Origin of the sequence: Streptomyces lunalinharesii (assembly GCF_039532155.1) — a bacterium.
Classification (GTDB): domain Bacteria; phylum Actinomycetota; class Actinomycetes; order Streptomycetales; family Streptomycetaceae; genus Streptomyces; species Streptomyces lunalinharesii.
In genome coordinates, this window is the sequence record NZ_BAAARK010000010.1 from 1 (window position 1) to 17,342 (window position 17,342).

14 protein-coding genes are annotated in these 17,342 nt (G+C 74.7%); 5 read left to right on the top strand and 9 right to left on the bottom strand.

Annotated elements, in window-relative coordinates:
* Positions 1-360: 360 nt before the first annotated feature.
* From ABD385_RS17260 to ABD385_RS17275, 4 genes are all read right to left on the bottom strand, one after another.
* Complete coding sequence (locus ABD385_RS17260) at positions 361-1,992, bottom strand: DHA2 family efflux MFS transporter permease subunit (RefSeq protein ID WP_344576652.1); 1,632 nt, start codon at positions 1,990-1,992, stop codon at positions 361-363.
* A 124-nt stretch (positions 1,993-2,116) separates the two neighbouring features.
* Complete coding sequence (locus ABD385_RS17265) at positions 2,117-3,739, bottom strand: transporter (protein ID WP_344576654.1); 1,623 nt, start codon at positions 3,737-3,739, stop codon at positions 2,117-2,119.
* Entirely contained in the window at positions 3,736-4,575 is an 840-nt protein-coding gene (locus ABD385_RS17270) for an ABC transporter ATP-binding protein (protein WP_425585419.1), read from the bottom strand. Before ABD385_RS17270 ends, ABD385_RS17265 begins: the two co-directional genes overlap by 4 nt.
* 97 nt (positions 4,576-4,672) lie before the next feature.
* Positions 4,673-5,344, bottom strand: coding sequence for a bifunctional DNA primase/polymerase (locus tag ABD385_RS17275; RefSeq protein WP_344576657.1), 672 nt, complete (start codon positions 5,342-5,344; stop codon positions 4,673-4,675).
* A gap of 470 nt (positions 5,345-5,814) precedes the next feature.
* On the opposite strand from ABD385_RS17275, the gene ABD385_RS17280 reads away from it, so the two are divergent.
* Both ABD385_RS17280 and ABD385_RS17285 read left to right on the top strand, forming a co-directional pair.
* Positions 5,815-7,206: an NsdA family TPR-like regulatory protein gene (locus ABD385_RS17280; RefSeq protein WP_344576660.1), complete on the top strand. Its 1,392-nt coding sequence runs from the start codon at positions 5,815-5,817 to the stop codon at positions 7,204-7,206.
* Positions 7,207-7,465: 259 nt separating this feature from the next.
* Entirely contained in the window at positions 7,466-9,193 is a 1,728-nt protein-coding gene (locus ABD385_RS17285) for a hypothetical protein (protein WP_344576662.1), read from the top strand.
* 24 nt (positions 9,194-9,217) lie between these two features.
* Here ABD385_RS17285 and ABD385_RS17290 read toward each other — a convergent pair whose 3' ends face one another.
* Positions 9,218-10,555 (bottom strand): ABC transporter substrate-binding protein, encoded by a 1,338-nt coding sequence (locus tag ABD385_RS17290; protein ID WP_344576665.1) that lies wholly within the window; start codon positions 10,553-10,555, stop codon positions 9,218-9,220.
* A 171-nt stretch (positions 10,556-10,726) separates the two neighbouring features.
* Here ABD385_RS17290 and ABD385_RS17295 point away from each other — a divergent pair, with 171 nt between their 5' ends.
* The gene (locus ABD385_RS17295; protein WP_344577091.1) at positions 10,727-11,185 is read left to right on the top strand and encodes an SCO4402 family protein; all 459 of its coding nucleotides are present in this window, start codon (positions 10,727-10,729) and stop codon (positions 11,183-11,185) included.
* A gap of 58 nt (positions 11,186-11,243) precedes the next feature.
* Entirely contained in the window at positions 11,244-12,134 is an 891-nt protein-coding gene (purU, locus tag ABD385_RS17300; RefSeq protein WP_344576670.1) for a formyltetrahydrofolate deformylase, read from the top strand.
* Between the two features lie 61 nt (positions 12,135-12,195).
* On the opposite strand, the gene ABD385_RS17305 is transcribed toward purU, so the two are convergent.
* Positions 12,196-13,566, bottom strand: coding sequence for a zf-HC2 domain-containing protein (locus ABD385_RS17305; protein WP_344576671.1), 1,371 nt, complete (start codon positions 13,564-13,566; stop codon positions 12,196-12,198).
* The gene (locus ABD385_RS17310) at positions 13,563-14,222 is read right to left on the bottom strand and encodes a sigma-70 family RNA polymerase sigma factor (protein ID WP_344576674.1); all 660 of its coding nucleotides are present in this window, start codon (positions 14,220-14,222) and stop codon (positions 13,563-13,565) included. Before ABD385_RS17310 ends, ABD385_RS17305 begins: the two co-directional genes overlap by 4 nt.
* Before the next feature lie 612 nt (positions 14,223-14,834).
* Between ABD385_RS17310 and ABD385_RS17315 the strand changes: the two genes are divergently transcribed.
* Positions 14,835-15,209: an STAS domain-containing protein gene (locus ABD385_RS17315; protein WP_037634995.1), complete on the top strand. Its 375-nt coding sequence runs from the start codon at positions 14,835-14,837 to the stop codon at positions 15,207-15,209.
* Between the two features lie 69 nt (positions 15,210-15,278).
* Here ABD385_RS17315 and ABD385_RS17320 read toward each other — a convergent pair whose 3' ends face one another.
* Together ABD385_RS17320 and ABD385_RS17325 are read right to left on the bottom strand one after the other, a co-directional pair.
* A complete protein-coding gene (locus ABD385_RS17320) occupies positions 15,279-16,613 on the bottom strand; it encodes a sensor histidine kinase (protein WP_425585421.1) in 1,335 nt (444 codons plus the stop codon).
* The gene (locus ABD385_RS17325) at positions 16,610-17,272 is read right to left on the bottom strand and encodes a response regulator (RefSeq protein ID WP_344576680.1); all 663 of its coding nucleotides are present in this window, start codon (positions 17,270-17,272) and stop codon (positions 16,610-16,612) included. Before ABD385_RS17325 ends, ABD385_RS17320 begins: the two co-directional genes overlap by 4 nt.
* Positions 17,273-17,342: the final 70 nt, after the last annotated feature.

Genomic DNA, 17,342 nt, shown 5'->3' on the forward strand with positions numbered 1-17,342 from the left:
GGGGGGTGGGGGGGGGGGGGGTGGGCCGGGGGTGCCTGTGGTGTGGACTGCTGCGCTTTACGTCCACACCACAGGCACCCCCGGCCCACCCCCGCCCGTATGTGTGGCGGCCACCGCCCGGTGGGGGAGGGGGTGGAGGGCGTCGTGGTGGTGGGCCTGGGAGCCGATGTGCGGGTCGGGCGTGAGCGACTCTGACCTCCCCTTTCTCCTCAAGGGGTGGGGGCGTTGTCGACGGCGGGAGGGTGTGGGGTTGGTGGGGTGGGGGTCGCGGACGTAAAGCGCAGCAGTCCGCGACCCCCACCCCACCAACCCCACACCCGTCACCCACCCCAACCACCGGACGCCCCCGCCCCCACCCCCCTACCGCCGTCGCGGCAACAACAACGCCGGCAGCACGGCCAGGCCCACCAGCACCACCGCCCAGACGTAGGTGTGCTGGAACGCGTCGGCCAGTTGGGGCGCGAGGGGCCGCACCGCGGACGTCGGCAGGGTGTGGACGGCCTCCAGGCCGCCGGCGAGCGAGCGGGGGAGGCGGTCGGTCAGCGCCCCGGCCAGCAGGACGGACATCAGCGCGCCGCCCACCGAGGAGGCGAGCTGCGGAATGATCGTCAGGGTGGTCGAGGCGGCCGGGATGCGGTCGCCGTCGATGCCCCGGGTCGCCGCGGCCATGGTCGGCATGATCGTCATGCCGACGCCGACGCCCATCACGGCGAGCGCGGCCATCAGCACCGCGTACGGGGTGTCGGCGGCCACCTGGGTGGTGAAGGCGAGGAAGCCGGCGGCGGCCAGGGCCACGCCCGTGGGCACGAGTTTGCCCGGCGCCACCCTGTCGCCGAGCCGGCCGGCGAACTGCATGGTGATGCCGGTGGCCAGCACCTGCGGAACGCCCAACAGGCCGGCGTCGGTGGCGCTCTGGCCGCGCACGACCTGGTAGTAGAGCGGCAGCAGCATCATCGAGCCGAAGTAGCCGCCGGTGAACAGCGCCAGGGTGCCGGCGGCCGTGCCGAACGGGCGGTGCCGCAGCAGCCGCAGGTCGAGCAGCGGCTCCGCCGCGGTCAGGGCGCGGACCACGAAGGCGGCGACGAGCGCGGCCCCGAGAAGCGTCGGCAGCAGCGCGGTCGCGGAGATGACCGCGTGCCGTTCGGCGCCGGTGCTCAGCCCGTAGAGCAGCAGCGCGAGGCCGGGGGAGAGGGTCAACAGGCCGGGCACGTCGAGCCGGCGGGTGGGCTGCGGGGCGTCCCGGGGGAAGAGGCGGGCGCCCAACAGGAGCGCGAGGAGGCCGATCGGAATGTTGATCAGGAAGATCCAGCGCCAGGAGACCTGGTCGACCAGGTAGCCGCCCAGGACCGGGCCGATCAACGGGCCGACGAGGACGGGAACGCCGAGGACGCTCATGATCCGGCCGCGGTGCGCCGGGTCGGAGGCCCGGATCAGGATGGTCATGCCGACCGGCGAGACCGCGCCGCCGGCCAGGCCCTGGAGGACCCGGAAGGCGATCAGCGACTCGATGTTCCAGGCGAGCCCGGCCAGCGCCGACCCGAGGGCGAACGCCCCGATCGCCAGCAAGTACAGGCGCTTGGTGCCGAACCGGCCGATCGCCCAGGCGGTGAGCGGGACGACGGCGGCCAGTGCGAGCGTGTAGCCGGTCACCACCCACTGGATGGCCGCGAGCGGCGCGTGGAAGTCCGTGGACAGCCGGTTCAGCGCGACGTTCACCACCGTGGTGTCCAGCACGGTCATCAGCGAACCGAGCACCACGACGGAGGCGAGGGCGGCGACGCGGGGCGGCCGGGGGCCGCCGCGGGCGTGTCGGCCGCCCGGGCCCGACCGGGGGCCTGGCGGCCCCGCGCCGTCGGCCCCGGGCCGGGCCATCGCCGACGGCGGAGCCGGGCGGCCGGGAGCGGCTGACGCGGCGTGGGGCGCGGCGTCGGGCGCGGCCGTGGCGGAGGAGGGGGCGGTCGGGCCGGGGACCGGGGCGGCGGACGGCGGCATGGGGAACTCCCGTGGTGGAGGGACGAGTCGGGGTGCCGACCGTGCACCGGTCGACACCCCACACCCTCAGACCTCAACCAAACTTGATGTCAAGCCGTCGAGGTCGGCCCCGAGGGCCGCCGCGTCACCCCTTGCTGACCGCCGCCAGGATCTCCGGCAGCCGGGCCGCCACCCGGGGAGCCGCCAGCTTCAGCCCCAGCGTCGCGATGCCCAGCGCGTACGCCGCGCCGACCGGCAGCAGCACCCACAACAGGCCCTGGAGGCCCGCCGCATGGAGCCAGACGGTCAGCGCCAGCAGCGGCGAGGCCAACACCGAGGCCACCAGGAGCCCGCCGAACAGGCTGATCCAGGCGATCCCGGCCTGGCCGGGCGCCACGCTCTTGTTGCCGTCCGACGGGATGGAGTACGGGAACAGCGCCGACGCCATCGCCCCGGTGGCGAACAGCCCGCCCAACAGGCCCAGCGAGAGCCCGTAGACCTGGAAGAAGTCCGACCACGGGCCGATGAACGCCGCGGAGCCGACGACGACCAGCGTCACGTACGGCACGGCCACCAGCGCCAGGGTCAGCGCCCGGGCCCGCAACTCCTCGAAGGCGTCCCGAGGGGTGGCGATCGTCGAGGCCACCATCCAGAACGCCGAGGTGTCCTGGCCGAACTGGTTGTACATCTGCAGACCCAGCAGCGCGGAGGCGGAGAACGCGGTGTAGATGCTGCCGTTGCCCTGCGCGGCGTAGAGGATCGGCACCAGCAGGCCGAAGCCCAGGGACATCGCCCAGGACATCTTCGACTTCGGGTCGCGCCAGGCGTAGCGCAGCGTGCGCAGCATGACCGTGCCCGTCCGCCCGCCGGGCAGCAGTCGGGCGAGCCCGCGCTCCTCGCCGCCGGCCCGGCGCGCGCTGTCCTTCTCCACGGCCTGGAGGGTGGAGGAGTCCGGCGCGGTCATCAAGGTGGTCAGGGTCCGCTGCCACCACCACAGGAGCAGCCCCAGGGCCAGCGCCGTCAGCGCCAGGCCGGCCGCCGCGCGCCCGTAGGCGCCGTGCCCGACGTCGTCGACGGCGCCCAGGGCGGCGGCCGGCGGCACCCAGCGCAGCACCGCGCCCATCGGCTCCAGCACGGACAGGCCGTCCGGGCCGCCCAGCCGCTGCGCGACGATGTTGATGCCCTGGAAGCCGAGGGCGACGAACAGGCCGCCCAGCACGGCCAGATCGCGGCCCCGGCGGCTGGTCAGCAGCCGCACCGAGGCGGTGGCCACGGCCCGCGCCAGGGCGACGGCCACCAGCACCACCAGGACGACGGCCAGGACGCCGACGAGCGCGGCGGCCGTCCCGTCCGCGACCGCGACCACCGCACCGGTCACCACGGCGAGCGTGCCCAGCGGGCCGACGCCGACCAGCGACGTCACCAGCAGCGCGCCGATCAGCGGGCGGGGCCGCAACGGCAGCATCACCAGCCGGGTCGGGTCGAGGGTCTCGTCGCCGCTGGGGAAGAACAGCGGCATCACCGCCCACCCCAGGGTGAGGAGCGCGGTGAGGATGACGGTGAGCGCGCCGGCGTGCGGATTGCCGCGCAGCGCCACCAGGCCGAGGACGACGCCGGCGGTGAAGAGCAGGCCGAAGGCGGCCGAGACGACGTAGGCCACGGTGCGCCCGGTGGACTGGCGCAGGCCGTTGCGCAGCAGCGTCAGCTTCAGCCGGACGAAGACCGGGACCAGTGAGGGGGGAGCGGCGGCGGTGGCGTGGGTGGTCATCGGGCGCCGCCGCCCAGCCAGTCGAGGTTCTGCCCGCCGGCGCGGCTGCGCGCGCCGACCAGTCCGAGGAACGCGTCCTGGAGGGAGGACGCCTCGCCCCGCACCTCGGCGAGCGGGCCCTGTGCGCGGATCCGGCCGGCGGCCATCACCGCGACCCAGTCGCAGAGCGACTCGACCAGCTCCATCACGTGGCTGGAGAAGATCACCGTCGCCCCGGAGGAGGTGTAGCGCTCCAGGACGCCGCGGATGGTCTGCGCGGACACCGGGTCGACGCCCTCGAAGGGCTCGTCGAGGAAGAGGATCTCCGGGTTGTGCAGCAGCGCGGCGGCCAGGCCGATCTTCTTGCGCATGCCCGTGGAGTAGTCCACGACGAGCTTGTGCTGCGCGCCGGCCAGGTCCAGCACGTCCAGCAGCTGGGCGGCGCGCTTGTCCACCTCGGCGCCGGGCAGCCCCCGCAACCGGCCTATGTAGGCGAGGAGTTCGCGCCCGGAGAGCCGCTCGAACAGCCGCAGGCCCTCGGGGAGCACGCCGATCCGGGACTTGACCGCCACCGGGTCCTGCCAGACGTCGTGCCCGCCGATCTCGACCAGCCCGGAGTCCGGTCGCAGCAGGCCCGTCACCATGGACAGGGTGGTGGTCTTGCCCGCGCCGTTGGGGCCGACCAGCCCGATGAAGTGGCCCGCGGGCAGCGTCAGGTCGATGCCGTGGACCGCGGTCTGCTCGCCGAACCGTTTCCACAGGCCCTCGATGCGGACCGCGGGCGGGCGGGTGACGGCACCGCCCGGGGCCGCGGACGACCCGTCCTGCTCTTGCTTCTCTACCGGTTCGCTGGCCACGGCCTGCCCTTCGACGTCCCCGCAGGGGCCTGGTCCCGGCCCCCGTCCAGGCGTCCCACGATACGGGCAGGCGCTGACGAACCGGCTCGGTCGCGCGTCAGCGGGCGCGCAGTGCCGCCGCGTCGCGCGCGCAGGCGTACGCGAGCGGGCTGATCAGCTCCTCCGCGTCCGGCAGCCAGCGGTTGCTCGCGGTGGGGCGGCGCGCCCACTGCACCGCGCCGTGCGGGCCCACCCGGGTCGGCGGTGCGGCGATGTACTCGCCCTCGCCGCGGCAGATCAGGTCGAGCGCGGCCGGGGCCCAGCCGAGGGTGCGCACCAGGACCGGGACCTTCGCGGCGGCGCCGGGCAGGACGAGGAAGAGCATCCGGCGGTCCGGGGTGCGGGTGACCGGGCCGAGCGTCACGTCCAGTCGCTCCATCCGGGCCAGCGCCAGGCAGCCCGCCGTCTCGGGGACGTCGAGCGCCTCGAAGGTCCGGCCGGTCGGCAGCAGGATCGAGGCCCGCGGGTGCTTGCCCCACATCCGACGGAGCGCCGTGGCACTGCCGGTGGCCGTGCCCGCCCAGCCCGGTGCGGTCGGATGGGCCCCCGGTGAGGGGCAGTTGACGGCGCCGCACGAGCAGCGCGGGCGCTCGCCGTCGTGCTCCAGCCATGCGCCGGGGAACACCTCCCAATGGCGTTCCTCCGCGTAACGCACCGCAGTGTCGACGAGTTGCTCGCCGCGCTGTTTGGGGATCTGCGGGGCTCCTGTGACTCCGATGGTCTCTTCCACGCAGAGGACAACTCCCCTTGTCACCAAGGGTTACGGCCGAACGGGTGACAGCCCCGGCGCATCATTCCGGCACGTGGGGCGCATGGATGCACCAGTGGGGGCGCGTGTGCGGAGGGGCCCGGGGAGCGGGTAGCCACTTGCGTGACGGGCGGAGAGGCCGCCCGACGGTCGGCCGCGGAGCACCAGGGGAGCCCTGCCCCGCGGCGCCGTGACCGGTGCACGGACACCGCACGCCGCCCTTCTCGTGGACCAGCCCTTCCCGGTGCGGACTTCGGGACGCCGCGCCCCGCACGACGATGCACGGGCATCGGGCACATCGCACGCATCCCGGGCATCCGCTGCGAAGCGCGTCCCTCACTCCGTACCACGCCTATCCCGAATTTCTCGGATATCCGGGATATGTACGGGGAATTGATCGCGAGGACGGCGTCCGCCGGTGAACGTGCAGCAGCAGTACAGGGGGTACAACCATGGCCGCCAGGCCACTCGTCGCGCGCCAGCCCAACGAACGGCTGCAAGCGCTCATCCAGGAAGCCGGCTGCTCCAACGCGGGGCTGGCCCGCCGCGTCAACATGTGCGGCGCGGAACACGGACTCGACCTGCGCTACGACAAGACCTCCGTGGCGCGCTGGCTGCGCGGGCAGCAGCCACGGGGCCGCGCGCCGGCCATCATCGCCGAGGCGCTGGGCCGCAAGCTCGGCCGCACGGTCACCATCGACGAGATCGGGATGGCCGACGGCAAGAACCTCGCCTCCGGGGTGGGGTTGCAGTTCTCGCCGACCGTCCTGGGCGCCATCGAGCAGGTCTGCGAGCTGTGGCGCAGCGACGTGGGGCGGCGGGACTTCCTCAGCGGGTCCACGGTCGCCGCCTCCGCGCTGGTCGAGCCCAGCCGGGACTGGTTGATCACCGGTGCGGACAGCCAGGTGTCCCGCAACGCCGGTGCCAGAGTGGGCGTTTCGGACGTCGCGGCCGTACGGGCCATGACCTCGGCGCTCAGCGAACTGGACCACCGGTTCGGCGCCGGGCACGTCCGGCCGGTCGTCGTGCACTACCTCAACAGCGTCGTCTCGGGGCTGCTGGCGGGGTCGTACCGCGAGGCGGTCGGGCGGGAACTCTTCGCCGCGGTGGCCCGGTTGACGGAACTGGGTGGATACATGGCCGTCGACACCGGCCAACCGGGCCTGGCGCAGCGCTACTACATCCAGGCGCTGCGGCTGGCGCAAGCGGCCGGCGACCGCGGTTACGGCGGTTACGTGCTCGCCGCCAGCATGAGCCACCTGGCCGCCTCCCTGGGCAACCCGCGGGAGATCGCGCAGCTCGCCCGGGCCGCCCAGGAGGGTGCGCGGGGGCAGGTCACGCCCCGGGCGGAGGCGATGTTCTTCGCCGCGGAGGCGCGCGGTCACGCCCTGTTGGGCGACGCCCGGGCCTTCCAGACGGTGGCGGGCCGGGCGGTCTCCGCGATGGAGCGCGCCGAGGCGGCCGCCGACGTCGGTGACGATCCGGACTGGATCGGTCATTTCGACCCGGCCTACCTGGCCGACGAACTCGCGCACTGCCACCGCGACTTGGGGCAGCCGGCGCCGGCCGCGCAGCGCGCGCAGGAGGCCCTGGACGGTCATCCGGCGGGCCGGGCGCGGCGCCGCGCCATCGGGCTGGTGCTGTTGGCCTGCGCCCAGGTGCAGCAGCGGGAGGTCGAGTTGGGCTGCCACACGGGCACCCAGGCGATCGAGTTGTTGGGCGGTCTGCGCTCGGACCGCGGGGCGGAATACCTGGAGGACTTCCGGCAACGTCTGGAGCCGTATCAGGACGAACCCGTCGTAAGGGAATTCACCGCACGGATGGAACTCCGCGCCGCAGCGTGAGCAATGCCTCAACCGGCGCCTCAAGGGGCATGCCGACGGGGTCCGCCGGTGGGGGAAAGGGGGAACGGGCCGAAGCGCGTTCGGCTCGGTGATGCCGGGGCGGGCCGGGTTTCCGGCCCGCCTCCTGCGCGTTCGGCGGCGCCGACGGCGTGCGGTGTCCGGGGCCGGTGCGGTGACCTGGACACATGGTCGAACGTTGCTGCGAACCGGTAGCGTGCAGCCGACGATTCCGTAGGTCTGCACGATGGTAGGAGTCCCGGTGACGCAGAGCGGACAGGGTCACGACCCGCAGAATTCTGCGGCCGGACCGGCCAGGGAGGGCGTGGTGCTGCCCGCCGGCGGCGGTGACGCATGGGCGCCCGACCAGCAGGTCGCGCCGCCCGCCGGCCAGCCGTGGGGCCAGCCCTGGGGGCCGGGCCAGCAGCCGCCCGCCCAGCAGCTCGGCGCCGCGCCCGCCGGGCCGCAGACCTACGGCCAGGGAGTGGGCTACCCGGCCGCGCAGTCCCCGGCCGCGCAGTCCCCGGACCCGCACGGCGCCGCCCCGTATGCGCAGCCCGCCGCGCAGCAGCCGCTGCCGCCGCAGCACCAGGGCTTCCCGCCGCCGTCCCAGGGGCAGCCGCCGATGCCGGCCGCGCCGCCCGCGATGCCGCCGCAGGCGCCCCCGCCGGGCCCGCCGGCCGCCGGGCCGCTGCCGCCGGTCGCCGCGGACTCCGGGGCGGCCACCGGCCTCCCCTTCGGCGGCCAGCCGGGTCAGCACGGCCAGCCCGCGCCCGGCGCCCTGCCGCCCCAGCAGGCCCCCTACGCCGAGCAGCCCACCGGCCCGTCCGGTGAACTGGTCCGCGCGACCCCGCAGACCGGCGCGCCGCTGCCGCCGATCGCGAACGCCTCGGAGGCGACCACGGTCCTGCCGCCGGTCGCCGCCCCGCCGGTCGGTGACGCGGCCACCCAGATGCTGCGGCCGATCAGGGCGCACGAGGCGCCGCCGCGGCAGGGCCGGCCCCTGCCGCAGTCCCAGCCGATGCCCGGGACCAGCGGCTCCGAGGCCACCCAGCTGATACCGCCGGTCGGCGGTGCGACGGGTGCCGGGATGCCCGGGCCGCCGCCCGGCGGGCCGTTCGGCGGTCCGCCCGGGGAGCCCGACCGGCCGACGCCCGCCGAGTTCGACGGCCTGTTCCGCGACGGGCCGGGCGTTCCCGGTGCGGTCCCGGCCCCCGACGCCACCGCCCAACTGCCGCGCTTCGACGACCAGGCCCGTCCGCCGTACGGCGGGCAGCCCGGCCCCGGCGGCCCGTTCGCCCCCGCCGGCGGGCCGGACCAGTACGCCTCCTACGACGACGGCGGCGGCCGTCGCAAGCTGCCCCCCGTCGCGATCGTGGGTGCGATCGTGGTCGTGCTGGCCGGTGTCGGCCTCGGCGTCGGCTGGGCGCTCAGCGGCGGCAGCGACGACGGCGGCGGGCAGAAGAAGCAGGACCCCGGCACCAGCAGCGCGGCCAAGGCGACCAAGGACGACGCGTCCAAGCCGGCCGACGCCCCGGCCGCGGGCCAGGCCAAGGGGCTGGACGCGTTGCTCGCCGACAGCAACAACAGCCGCTCGGCGGTCATCGGCGCGGTGCAGAACATCAAGACCTGCACCAACCTCGACGGTGCCGCCAACGACCTGCGGTCCGCCGCGGGGCAGCGCAACGACCTGATCAAGCGGCTCCAGCAGCTCCCCGTGGACCAGATTCCCAACAACGCCCAGTTGACGGCCGCGCTGACCAAGGCGTGGCAGTCCTCGGCCGCCGCCGACAACCACTACGCGGCCTGGGCCGACAAGACCGCCGGCAAGGGCGGCTGCGACAAGGGCCACGCCAAGGGCGGCAAGGAGCCCGCCCAGGGGAACGCGGCCAGCGGCGCGGCCACCAAGGCCAAGCAGCAGGCGGCCGCCCTGTGGAACCCGATCGCGCAGAAGTACAGCCTCCGGGAGCACCAGCCCGAGCAGCTGTGACCGCCGCCGGCGGCGGTGCGGGCGTCACTCGTCGTCCGTGCGCCGCCGCTCCAGCGTCGTGGTGACGTCGACGAACCCCTCCTGGGCGGCGACCAGTTCGCCGTGCCGGACGACCTGGTAGGTCACGTCCGCGTTGACGATCCGCGGGAAGTCCGTGACGGCCAGCATGTCGTCGTCGCGCCAGCGCAGCTTGGGCGTGAGGCCGCCGGTGTCGATGGCCTGGTCGCCGCGGTCCAGGGTGGCCTGGAGGGCGTGCGCGGTGACGTCCGTCACGCCGGCGTCGGCCAGTTGCTGGACCGCCGCGCGCAGCACCGTGTAGGCGATCCAGGTCGTCTGGACGCCCTGGTCGGTCGGGTCGAGCCGGGAGTCGTCGAACGCCTCCTGGGTGATCACCTGGCGCATCGGCCGCCAACGGGGATCGCTGGCCACCGGGTACCAGCCGGTGACCTCCGCGCCCTCCAACGGGCCGGAGGCCCCGCCGCTGCGGTTGACCATCGACTGGTCGACGCTGCCCAGGACGGACCCGAGCTGCACCTTGGGGCGGGTCTCCTGGAGGCGCCGGAAGGCGTCGAAGAAGGTGTCGGTGCCGTCGCCCAGCGAGGCGGCCACGCAGGAGCCGGTCGCCTGCCCGCCGGAACGCGCCGTCCCGTAGACGGCGGGATCCGCACCCACCGCGTCGAGGGCGGCGGCGACCTGCGGCGAGTAGTCGGTGCTGACCTCGGGCGCCTTGACGTCCGCGGCCCCGCGCCGGCTGCCGCTCTGCAACCCGGCGTCGAGCAGCCCGGTCATCTGGTCGCCCTGGATGGTGTCCGGACGGACCAGCGCGACCCGTCGGCAGTCCGCCGCCAACTGGCGGCCGTTCCCGGCCAGGAGCGCGGCCTGGCCGCCGTTGACCGGGTAGGAGAGCGGGCTGGCGAACTCCTCGGCGGAGGCGCCGTACCCGCCGATGAACGGGATGCCGGCCACCTCCAGCGGGGACATGAACGAGCGGCCCCACTGGCTGTACGAGCCGACCACCGCGACCGCCCCGGCGTCCACCGCGCGCTGGGCGCACTTGGTGGCCTCCGCCGAGTCGTTGTGCTCGTTGCAGGTGAGGACCTTCAGGGGGTGGCCGGCGAGGCCGCCGCGGGAGTTGACCCAGCGGGCGTACGCCTGCGCCATGGCCGGCATCCCCGGCATGTTGGTCGTGCGGGTGCCCTCCGGGGCCCACGTCATCACCGTGATCGGCTCCCCCTCCCCGGCCCCCGTACCGGGGAGGGAGCCGCAGCCGGAGAGCAGCGACGCCAGGACCGCCGTGCCCGCCGCGGCGGTCGCGGAAGCGCGGAGGAAGGGGCGGGGGGAGGAGCGTCGCCGTCCGGTCATGGCCCCGCAGCCTTCCGCTACGGCCGGAACGGGTGCGTGACGCGGGGACAACGGATGGTGACGCTGCGGTGAACTCCGGGGGGCCGATCGAGAGCAATCGGGAGGAACGTACGATCGCTTGCTGTGCAAGGTTCGGAGAAGTCTTCCCGTCGCGGCCGCCGCTCGACCACCATGGACGGCATGCCGTTCTCTGACATGCCGTGGTGGCGCTGGCGCAGCAACGTGCGCTCCGCGCTGCACATGCTCTCCGACCCCACCTTCCAGCAGCACACCTGGCTGACCGGCCGGCCCGGGTACGGCGACGTCACCGACGCCGTCTACCGGCTCGTCGAGGACACCTGGTTGGACAACTGGTCCGCCGAGAAGTACGTGGGCACGATCTTCCGCGACGCCCAGGAGGCCCAGCTGGTCGACCTCGCCGTCCTCCGGGTGCTGCGCATCATGCACCAGGTGGGGGCGGACGCGCCGGTCACCGCCTACGTCGCGCACCCGGGGTGGCCGGACGCCGTGCGGGCCGCCCGCGAGGCGCACGTGGCCCTGGCCACCGCCGACGGCGAGGACCCGGACACCGCCCCGCACTCCCTCGACGCGCTGGCCGCCCTGACCGGGGGGCCGTCGGCCCCGGCGTGAGCGCGCCCGGGGCCGCCCTGGTCCGACCTGCCCGGCGGATATGGGACCCTATGAGGTCATGAGCGAGTCGCAGCCCACCCAGCCCGATCAGCGCGATCGGAACGATCAGTACGTCCTCACGCTGTCCTGCCCGGACAAGAAGGGCATCGTGCACGCGGTGTCCAGTTACCTCTTCATGACCGGCTGCAACATCGAGGACAGTCAGCAGTTCGGCGACCGGGACACCGGCCTGTTCTTCATGCGGGTCCACTTCACCGCGGAACCGCAGGTCGACGTCGAGAAGCTGCGGGCCAGCTTCGCGGCGGTGGGCGACTCCTTCGGCATGGACTGGCAGATCCACCGGGCCGACGAGAAGATGCGCATCGTCTTGATGGTGTCCAAGTTCGGGCACTGCCTCAACGACCTGCTCTTCCGCTCCCGGATCGGCGCGCTGCCGGTCGAGATCGCGGCCGTGGTGTCCAACCACACCGACTTCGCCGAGCTGGTCGGGTCCTACAACGTCCCGTTCCACCACATCCCGGTCACTCGCGACACCAAGGAGCAGGCCGAGGCGCAGCTGCTGGAGCTGGTGGAGAAGGAGCACGTCGAGCTGGTCGTGCTCGCCCGCTACATGCAGGTCCTCTCCGACGACCTCTGCAAGGCCCTGGCCGGCCGGATCATCAACATCCACCACTCCTTCCTGCCGAGCTTCAAGGGCGCCCGCCCGTACCACCAGGCGCACGCCCGGGGCGTCAAGCTCATCGGCGCCACCGCGCACTACGTGACCGCGGACCTCGACGAGGGCCCGATCATCGAGCAGGAGGTCGAGCGGGTCGGCCACGAGGTCACCCCGGACCAGCTCGTGGCGATCGGCCGCGACGTGGAGTGCCAGGCGCTGGCGCGGGCCGTGAAGTGGCACAGCGAGCGCCGGGTGCTGCTCAACGGCACCCGCACGGTGATCTTCGCCTGACGCGGTCGAGCGCGCACGGCCGCGGCGCGGGGCGCCGCGGCCGGCCCGGCGGCGGGCCGTCTCACAGGCGGGACAGCGCCGCCGTGGCGAACAGCACCTCGCGGATCGCCTCGCGCTCGCCGGTCTGACCCGCCGCGGTCTCCTCCGGTGAGATGTGCCCGGCGGCCAGCTGGCAGAACTCGTCGCTGTCCAGCGCGATGTGGGCGACGGTGTACTCGGGCGAGCCGACCGCCGCCGGCGAGTCCAGGGCTATGTACCAGTCCCCGCCGCCGCTGCCCTCGACCTCCAGGTGCAGCGAGCGGCCCGGTGCGCCGGCGGCGACCAGCCCGTGTGCCGGTGCGGCCAGTCCGGCCTGCCGCCGCTGGGCGAGCGTGCTCGGCAGCAGCCGGGCGGCCAGGTCGACGAGCCGGTGGAGGTGGCCGGCGGCGGGCGGTCGGTACGGGTAGTCCACCGCTTCGGCGATGTCCCCGGCGTGCACCCACGTCTCGAAGGCGCGGTCCAGGAACGCGTCGCGCAGCGAGAGGCTGAACTTGCCGTAGGGGACGGAGAGTTCGGCCACCCCGCCGCCGGCGAACGACGCGGTCCTGATCAGTGCCTGGCCCTGCTCGCGCCACGGGTCGTGCGGTGCGTGCGGGTCCGTCTCCTCGCCCACGGTCTGCCAGTGCGCCTCGGTGCGGCGGCGCGGACCGGGGTGTTCCGGGGCGGCGGTGCCCAGCGGGTCGGGCAGCCCGAGGGCCGTCGCGACCATGCCGTCCACCGCCATCAGGTGGCCGATCACCCCGGCGACCGTGGTGGGGTGCTCGACCGGCTCCCGACCGTCGAACCAGCGCAGCCGCACCGGGGCCCGCCACTCCGCCTCGCCCATGTCGCGCAGCAGGGCGTCCAACTTGGCGGTCTCGGCGTCGTACGGCGTCACCCAGTCCGGCACCGGGATGCGCGCCGGCCGGCGGCCCAGGCACCCCTCCAACACCCTTGAGCGCAGCAGCGGATCGAGGTCGAGGCTGTCGGCGGGGTGCAGCAGCCCCACCGCGTCGCGCAGTCGCAGCGCCTCGTCGGCGCAGGTGGCGCAGTCCGTCAGGTGCTCCTCGACGGCGGCGGTCTCCTCCGGCGAGCAGGCGGACAGCGCCCAGGCACCCAGCAGCGACTTGAGCACCTTGTGGGACGGGGCGGCCGGTGCCGGGTGGCGCGGGCCGGTGGCGTCGCCGGTCACGGGGGCGTCATTGCTTTCGTACTCCACGGGGACGTGGTGGGGCGGGGCGGGATCCGGGACGGTGCCGGGCGGGTCGGTGCGGACGCGGGCGGCGGACGGGAGGTCCGGTAGCGGGCCGTGGTCCTCCGCGGCCGGGCGCGGGGCCGGTATCCGGGGGCGCTCGCCGGAGCCGCCGGAGCCGCCGGGGCGCCCGCGGTCGTCCCACTCGTCGGGGCCCCTCACAGCGACCGTCCGTGGCCCGGTGCGGGCGGGGCGGAGTGCGGTGGTCGCGGGGCGTGCGGCCCCCGGGCGGCGCGGCGCATGGGGACCGCCGGCAGGGCCTGGTGGTTGTGGGCGGTGGACAGCAGTTGGAGGCCCAGGCGGAGCCGGCGGCGCGCCTCGTCCTCGGTGACGCCGAGGTCGGCGGCGGTCTGGCGGTAGTCCCGGCGCTGGAAGTACGCCAGTTCCAGGGCCTCGCGCAGCGGGGTGGGCATGGAGGTGACGATGTAGTCGGCGCGGGCGGCGGTGGACGCCTCGTGGATCTTCCGCTCCAGCGCGCGCTCCGACTCGGCGGTCGCGGGGCCGTCCTCGCCGTGGTCGCGCGCCGAGTCGGACTCGGTCTGGCGCAGCCGCTGGACGGCCTGGTGGCGGGTGATCCCGGCCACCCAGGAGCGCAGCGAACCCTGCTTGGGGTCGTAGGAGTCCGGGTGCTCCCAGACGTAGGCGAACACCTCGCGGGTGATGCGGTCGGCGGCGCGCTCGTCGTCCAGGACGCGGTAGGCGAGGCTGTGCACCAGCGAGGCGAAACGGTCGTAGAGCTCACCGAGCGCGGCCGCCTCGCCGCGGGCGAGCCGCTGCTGCATCCGCCTGTCCCAGCGCGGTGGTGCGTCGTGTGCCATGGGACCCCCATCCCTGCCCGTCGCGGCCGGGCTCACACCTCGGCCGGCGCTCTGCCGGGACCCCGACCGCGCGTCGTACGGCGGTCCTGGTCCCTTCGGGGCCGCGCTCGGTCGGGCCCCGTGCTGTCGCTCCCGCCCACTCTCGTACCCCTCCGTACCCCGCCGCTCACGATCGGCGGGCCGTCACTCGATCCGGCGGTCGCCGCGCGGACGGTGACACCGGGCGTGCGCCCGGCGTGCCGGCCGCCGTGTCCTCGAATGTAGTGGGCGGGTCCGACAGCGCAGGCACCTTTGCGGCAAAGCTGGTCGGAACGGTGTCACGGATGGTAAGGGCGTCATGGCGTTGTGGCGGATCTGGTGACGCTTCCCGTTCGAAGTGGAGCGCTGCGGACCGTTCGTGTCCATATCGACCCATGCGTTATGCGGGTGTGACCGGTTGCGGGCGAAAACCCGCCGCGCTCTGGGCATAGCCTTGGGGAGGGTTGGCCCGCCGCGCCATGGAATCGAAAGCGTTTCACGGGGGAGAGGCCGGGCAGTCGAGCCGGGAAGGGTGGGTTCCGTATTGCAACCGGGACGCATCCGGTCCGAAAGCGAGCGAAAGGCTTCGAGCGCGTGTCGTTGAAGGTGGCAGAGGACGAAAAGGGCCCCTGGGCCGTACTCCAGGTCTCCGGGGAAATGGACCTGGTCACATCGCCCGCGGTGCGCCAGCACGTGCACGACGCGGTGGCCGACGGCCGGCGGTCGCTGGTCCTGGACCTGTCCGAGGTCCGGTTCTGCGACTCCAGCGGGGTGGGCGTGCTGATCGCCGCCCGCCGTCTGATGCGGTCCTGTCAGGGGCGGCTGAGACTGATCCTGCCCGCCCAGGGCGCCGTCGACGGCTCGCACGTCAACCGCGTGCTCGCCGCCCTGGGCGTGCGCCGGCTCTTCGAGGTCTACCCGGACCTGTCCACCGCGGTCGACGAGGCGGCAGCGCCCCTGTCGGCCTGAGGCGGCCGGCGGCGGCCGCCTCGCGCGGCGCGCGGGCCCACCCCGGCCCCCCGCAGCGGTGCCCCGCCCTCACCCCGCCCCGTACGGGAGCTCCGCCCGTACGACGAAGCCCCCTTCGGACGTGGGGCGCGCCTCCAACGTCCCGCCGAGGCTCTGCGCGCGTTCGCGCAGCCCCACCAGCCCGTGCCCGCCGCCGGGGAGTCCGGGGACCGTCGCCGTCGCGTCCGGCGGCCCGTTGCGGATCTCCACCCGCAGCCCTTCGCGGGCCCGCTCCGCCGCGTCCGTGCCGGCCGCCGCGCCCAGTTCCACCGCGTCGACGCGGACCCGCACCCGCGCGCCCGGCGCGTGCTTACGGACGTTGGTGAGCGCCTCCTGGACGGTGCGGAACGCGGCCCGCTCGACCGTCCTGGCGCCGCGCGGCCGGCCCGCGCCGGACCCGCCGTCGTGCCCCGCGGCCAGCCCCTCGTACGTCACGTCCAGCGCGCTCATCTCGATCAGCCGGGGCAGCTCGTCCAGGTCGGGCTGCGGGGCCAGTTCGCCCGCCACCCGGGCGTCGCCGCCGGCCGCGCGCAGGACGCCGACCATGTGCCGCAGCTCCTCCAGGGTGCGCACGGACAGCTCGCGGATGGTCCGGGCCCCGTTGCGCGCCGCCTCGTCCTCGGTGCTGACCTGCACCGCCCCGGCCTGGAGGCTGATGAGGCTGACCTGGTGGGCCACCACGTCGTGCATCTCGCGGGCCAGTCGGGCCCGTTCGGTGGCCTTCACCCGCTCCGCCAGCAGCCGGTCCTCGCGCCGCATGCTGCGGGTCAAGTCCTCGATGCGGGAGGCGAGTTCGCGACGGGTGCGGACCAGCAGGCCGAGCGCGATCGGCGCCGCGGAGGTGACGCAGGCGTCGATCAGGACCAGGGTGTTCTCGCGGTACGCGGTCGGCTCGAAGTCCGAGAGCGGGTACGGCAGGAAGTGCGCGGCCACCAGCAGCAGCGCGCAGAACCCGAGCCGGGCGGGACCGGGGGCGCACCGCCGGCGCGCCGGTCCGGCCGTGGGGGAGGCGGCGAGGGTGTACAGGGCGATCATCGGCGCGAACCAGATGTAGCCGATGTAGAGCCCCGGCAGGGTCACCAGGAACACCAGCAGCGGCCATCGGCGGCGCAGCAGCAGGGCGGTCGCCGCGACCACCGAGACGCCCAGCTCCAACGCCATTTCCAGCCCGTTGACCAGCAGCGCGTCGGCGATCGCCAGCAGCACCGGCAGCACCACCGGGACGATCCGGCGCAGCCGGCCGGCCAGCGGTGTGCGCAGCAGTCGGCCGACGGCCCGGGGCAGGTGCGCCCGGGCCGGGGCCCGGCCGTGCTCCGCCGCGTCCCGTGCCGCGCCGCCCGGGCCCGTCCCGCGGCCGGGTCTCACCCGGTCCCCCGCGGGGCCCCGGCCACCAGGCCCGCCCGGTCGGCGACGATCGCCGCCTGCACCCGGTTGATCCCGCCCAGCTTGGCCAGCAGCGCCCGCACGTGGTCCTTCACCGTGCTGGGCGCCAGCCCCATCCGCTCCGCGATCGGCGCGTTGCCCAGCCCCTCGCCCAGCAGCGCCAGCACCTGCGACTCGCGCGGCGTCAGCCCGCTCACCGTCCGGGCCGCCGCGGCCTGGTCCTCGGCCGTCAGGTAGCCGCCGATCACGGCCCGGGTCACCCCGGGATCCAGCACGCTGCCGCCCGCCGCCAGCGTCCGCACCGCCCGCACCAGTTGCTCCGGGTCGGAGTCCTTGAGCAGGAAGCCGGCCGCGCCCTCCCGCAGCGCCGCCGTCAGGTACTCCTGGGCGTCGAAGGTGGTGAGCATCGCCACGGCCGGCGGCTCGGGCGCGGCCCGCAGTTGGCGCAGCACGGTCAGCCCGTCCACGTCCGGCATCCGGATGTCGAGCAGGACGACATCGGCCGCGCACCCCAGCACGGTCCGTGCGGCCTCCGCGCCGCCGCAGTCCGCCACCATCTCGATGTCCGGGGCGGTCCCCAGGATCATCCGCAGTCCGGACCTGACGAGCCGCTCGTCATCCACCACAGCGACACGGATCACCGGCCGCCCCTTTCTTCCACACACCGTCCGAGCCCGGAACCGCCCGGCGCTGCGCGACTCCGTTCCCCTG

What these genes read in the sequence shown, in the direction of transcription:
- ABD385_RS17260 (WP_344576652.1), bottom strand. Translation starts at nt 1,992, where the DNA reads ATGCCGCCGTCCGCCGCCCCGGTCCCCGGCCCGACCGCCCCCTCCTCC.
- ABD385_RS17265 (WP_344576654.1), bottom strand. Translation starts at nt 3,739, where the DNA reads ATGACCACCCACGCCACCGCCGCCGCTCCCCCCTCACTGGTCCCGGTC.
- ABD385_RS17280 (WP_344576660.1), top strand. Translation starts at nt 5,815, where the DNA reads ATGGCCGCCAGGCCACTCGTCGCGCGCCAGCCCAACGAACGGCTGCAA.
- ABD385_RS17290 (WP_344576665.1), bottom strand. Translation starts at nt 10,555, where the DNA reads ATGACCGGACGGCGACGCTCCTCCCCCCGCCCCTTCCTCCGCGCTTCC.
- ABD385_RS17295 (WP_344577091.1), top strand. Translation starts at nt 10,727, where the DNA reads ATGGACGGCATGCCGTTCTCTGACATGCCGTGGTGGCGCTGGCGCAGC.
- purU (WP_344576670.1), top strand. Translation starts at nt 11,244, where the DNA reads ATGAGCGAGTCGCAGCCCACCCAGCCCGATCAGCGCGATCGGAACGAT.
- ABD385_RS17310 (WP_344576674.1), bottom strand. Translation starts at nt 14,222, where the DNA reads ATGGCACACGACGCACCACCGCGCTGGGACAGGCGGATGCAGCAGCGG.